We start from the raw sequence: 4,153 nt of genomic DNA, 5'->3' as shown, positions 1-4,153 counted from the left end.
GCGCGACCCGGCCGACCTCCGCGAGGACCTGGTTCGCATCCGCTGCGTCCATCGTCTCCCCTGCTCAGGTTGTGGCCGGTACCGGCCATAGAAACAGGGTTAGAACACTGTTTCTCACTCACGACCTTTCCGGCGGCCTGATCGGAGAGACCTGCATGTCCTCGCTCGACGAGCGCACCACCACCGAGTCCGCCGCGCCCGTCGGGAAGCGGGGCCGCGCGTGGATCGCCTACCTGGCCATGGTGGTCCTCCCGGTCGCGGTCGCGTTCTTCCTGCTGCGCACCGGCGGCAGCGGCGAGGGACACGCGCCGGCCGGGCACGCCGGCGGTGCGGCCGACCCGGTGGCCAAGCTGCTGTTCGCCCTGCCGGTGATCTTCCTGGCCTGCCGCCTGCTCTCGGCCACCGCGCGGCGGCTGGCGCAGCCGACGGTGATCGGCGAGATCTTCGCCGGGATCCTGCTCGGCCCGTCGTTCCTCGGCTGGGTGTGGCCCGTGGCCTACCACTGGATCTTCCCCGACTACCTGGCCTCGACGATCAACACGCTCGCCCAGATCGGGCTCGTCATCTTCATGTTCCTGGTGGGCTACGAGCTCGACGTCGAGCTGGTCCGCCGCCGCAGCAAGGCCGCGGTGCTGGTGAGCCACGTGAGCGTCGCGATCCCGTTCCTGTCCGGGGTGCTGCTCGCGTTCGTCCTGCACCCCACGCTCGGCGCCGGCGTCGACCGGCTGCCCTTCTCGCTGTTCCTCGCGATTTCGATGAGTATCACCGCATTCCCCGTGCTGGCGCGCATTATCACCGACCGCAAGATGACCAAGTTGCCGATCGCCGCGCTCGCGCTCAGCTGCGCCGCCGTCGACGACATCACCGCGTGGTGCCTGCTCGCGGTCGTGGTCGCCATCGCCAGTGCCACCTCCTTGGCCGCCACCGCGCTGACCGTCGGCCTCACGGTCGCGTTCTTCGCGTTCATGTTGTTCGTCGTGCGCCCGCTGCTGCGCCGGCTGTTCGCGCCGACGGAACAAGGGCAGAAGGCGCTGCCGACCATGGCGGTCGTGTCCGTCCTGCTGGCCGGGCTGCTGCTGTCCGCGCTGGCCACCAACGCCATCGGCATCCACCCGATCTTCGGCGCGTTCCTCTTCGGCGCCGTGACCCCGCGCGGCTCGCTGCCGATCCGCCAGGCCACCGAACAGATGCACGCCCTGACGGTCACGCTGCTGCTGCCGCTGTTCTTCGTCTACACCGGACTCCGCACGAAGTTCGACCTGATCGGCTCCGACCCGGCGCTGTGGCTCTGGACGGCGCTGATCGTCGCCGTGGCGATGCTGGGCAAGTGGGGCGGGAGCCTGGCCGCCGCGCGGCTGTCCGGGATCGGCAGGCGCGACGCGTGGTCGCTGGGCGCGTTGATGAACTGCCGGGGACTGACCGAGCTGGCGGTGCTCAACATCGGCCTCGACCTCAAGGTGATCAGCCCGACGATGTTCGCGATGCTGGTGGTCATGACGCTGGTGACCACCGTGGCCACCTCGCCCGCGCTTTCGCTGATCGAGCGCTACAAGCGCCGCCGGCCCGCGGAACCCCTTCCCGCCGCGTAGGAGCCGGACATGACCCAGGCACGCGACATCACCTTTCTGCCCTACCCGGCCTACGGGCACATGACCCCGGCGCTGCCGGTGGTCGCCGAACTCGTCCGCCGCGGCCACCGGGTCACCTGCTTCACCTCCGACGAGTTCACGGACCGCGTCGTCGCTCTCGGCGCGCGGGCCGCGGCCTACGGCTGCGACCTGTCCACCGCGCAGCCGGACATCACCGACGCCGACGAGGCCGCCCGGGCCCCGCTGCACCTGCTCGAACAGAGCATGGCCGTGCTGCCCGCCGTGGAGCGCGTCTTCGACCGCTGCGCGCCGGACCTGCTCGTCTACGACACGACGCTGTGGGCGCCGGGGCGGCTGCTGGCCCGCAAGCACGGGCTGCCGGTCGTGCAGCTCTCGGCCACCGTGGCGTCCAACGAGCACTTCTCGCTCACCAAGGAGAACCAGACCTTCGGCGAGGCGGTCGACCCGGCGCACCCGGCCATCGCCCGGTTCGTCACGAGGCTGGGCGAGCACCTGGCCGCCCACGGCCTCGGAGACCTGACGCTGGAGGAGTTCTTCACCGGCGGCGACGAGTTCACGCTGGTGTTCCTGCCGCGAGCCTTCCAGCCGGCGGGTGAGACCTTCGACGATCGGTTTGCCTTCGTGGGACCGTCCGCCGGCCCGCCCGCGGCGTCGTGGCAACCGCCCGCCGACGGCCGCCCGGTCGTGCTGATCACCCTGGGCACGACCGTCAACGACCGGCCGGAGTTCTTCCGCACCTGCGCCGAAGCCTTCGCGGACCTGCCGTGGCAGGTGGTGCTCACCCTGGGGAAGCGGGTGGACCCGGCCACGCTGGGGCCGCTCCCGTCCACTGTGGAGGCTCACCGGTGGGTCGCGCACGGCGACGTCCTGCCGCACTGCTCGGTGTTCCTCTGCCAGGGCGGGATGGGCAGCCTGATGGAGGCGCTGTCCTTCGGCGTCCCCGTGATCGCCGTGCCGCACCACCCGGAGCAGCACATCAACGCCCGGCAGATCCGGCGCCTCGGCCTCGGTGCCTCGCTGGACAAGGAGAGGGTGACCGCCGAGCTGATCCGGGACACCGTGCTCGCCGTCGACCAGGACGACGCCGTGCGCCGGCGCGTCCAGCTCATGCGACGCGAGGTGCACGCCGCGGGCGGCGCGGCCCGCGCCGCCGACGAGATCGAGGCCAGGGTCGCCGCCGCGCCCCTGGCCGGAGGGAGCCGGATGTGACCGAGCCGTCGTCGTTGCCCGTCAAGCGGAGCTGCCCGTTCGACCCGCCCGACGAGTACCGGGCACTGCCGGGGATCAGCCCCCTGGAATTCGACGTCAGCCCCGGCCCGGCGACCGGCTGGCTGGTGACCAAGCTGTCCGACGTCCGCGCGGTCCTGGCCGACGCCCGGTTCAGCCACCGCAACGACCTCGTCGCGCTCGCCGTGCCGCCGCCGTTCCCGATGGAGACCTACGCACCGGAACCGGCCGCGCCGGGCGCGTTCCCGAAGATGGACGGCGCGGACCACGCGCGCTACCGGAAGCTGATCGCGAAGTACTTCACCGTGCGGCGTACCAGGGAGCTGGTCCCGGCCGCGGAACGGATCGCCGGCGAGCTGCTGGACGCGATGGCCGCGCAAGGTACCGAGGCCGAGCTGGTCTCCGCCTACGCCGAGCCGCTCGCCACCCGGCTGATGTGCGAGCTGGTCGGCGTCCCGGAGACGGACCGCGAGGAACTGCTGCACCACCTCAACGTCGTGGCCCGCATGCGGTACTCGCTGGAAGAGCTGATCGCCGCGATCACCGTCGTCGGCGGCACGCTGGAACGGCTCGTCGACGCGGCGTTCGAGAACCCGGGCGAGGACATGCTCGGCGAGCTGGCCCGCACCGGCGAACTGGACCGGCCGGAGCTGGTGAACCTGGCGTGGGCACTCGTCGGCGGCGGGTTCGACACGACGACGAACATGCTGGCACTGGGCACTTTCGCGCTGGTCGAACACCGCGACCAGCTCGAGCGGCTGCAGGCGAAGCCGGCCTTGTGGCCCAACGCCGTGGAGGAGCTGCTGCGCTACCTGACGGTCTCGCACCTCGGCGCGAGCCGGGCGGCGCTGGAAGACGTCGAGCTGGGGGAGCAGGTGATCCGCGCGGGCGAGACGGTGGTCGTCGCGCTCCCGGTGGCCAACCGAGACCCTGAGCGCTTCCCGGACCCCGACCGGTTCGACATCGGCCGGGTGACCCAGGGCCACGTCGCGTTCGGCCACGGCGTGCACCAGTGCATCGGCCAGCACCTGGCCCGGTTCACGATGCAGGTGGGGTTCGAGGCGCTCTTCACGCGCTTCCCGGCGCTGCGGCTGGCGGTGCCGTCGGAGCAGGTCCCGCTGCGCGACGACATGTTGCACTACGGGGTCCACGCGCTGCCCGTCACCTGGTCTGCCGCGGCGGTCGTGAGTGAGAAACAGGGTTAGAACACTGTTTCTCACAGGCCGGAGAAGTCGCGCACCCGGCACGTCGAACGCGGCAAGCTGCTGCCGCGCGACCGCGTCGACACGCTGCTGGACCCGGGTTCGCCGTTCCTG

3 protein-coding genes are annotated in these 4,153 nt (G+C 71.3%); all 3 read left to right on the top strand.

Going from position 1 to position 4,153, the window contains the following annotated elements:
• Positions 1-155 precede the first annotated feature (155 nt).
• Genes AB0M59_RS53075 through AB0M59_RS53065 form a run of 3 tightly spaced genes read left to right on the top strand, consistent with a single transcriptional unit; the run spans position 156 to position 4,042 of the window.
• Positions 156-1,589, top strand: coding sequence for a cation:proton antiporter (locus AB0M59_RS53075; protein WP_364631926.1), 1,434 nt, complete (start codon positions 156-158; stop codon positions 1,587-1,589).
• A 9-nt stretch (positions 1,590-1,598) separates the two neighbouring features.
• Positions 1,599-2,819: a macrolide family glycosyltransferase gene (locus AB0M59_RS53070; RefSeq protein WP_364631923.1), complete on the top strand. Its 1,221-nt coding sequence runs from the start codon at positions 1,599-1,601 to the stop codon at positions 2,817-2,819.
• Complete coding sequence (locus AB0M59_RS53065) at positions 2,816-4,042, top strand: cytochrome P450 (protein ID WP_364631921.1); 1,227 nt, start codon at positions 2,816-2,818, stop codon at positions 4,040-4,042. Before AB0M59_RS53070 ends, AB0M59_RS53065 begins: the two co-directional genes overlap by 4 nt.
• Positions 4,043-4,153: the final 111 nt, after the last annotated feature.

Source organism: Amycolatopsis sp. NPDC051371, from assembly GCF_040682155.1.
Lineage (GTDB): Bacteria > Actinomycetota > Actinomycetes > Mycobacteriales > Pseudonocardiaceae > Amycolatopsis.
The sequence above is the reverse complement of the archived record's forward strand: the minus strand, read 5'-3'. Positions and strand labels throughout refer to the sequence as shown.

Excerpts from the sequence above, each read along its gene's own strand:
- AB0M59_RS53075 (WP_364631926.1), top strand. The coding sequence starts at position 156 with ATGTCCTCGCTCGACGAGCGCACCACCACCGAGTCCGCCGCGCCCGTC.
- AB0M59_RS53070 (WP_364631923.1), top strand. The coding sequence starts at position 1,599 with ATGACCCAGGCACGCGACATCACCTTTCTGCCCTACCCGGCCTACGGG.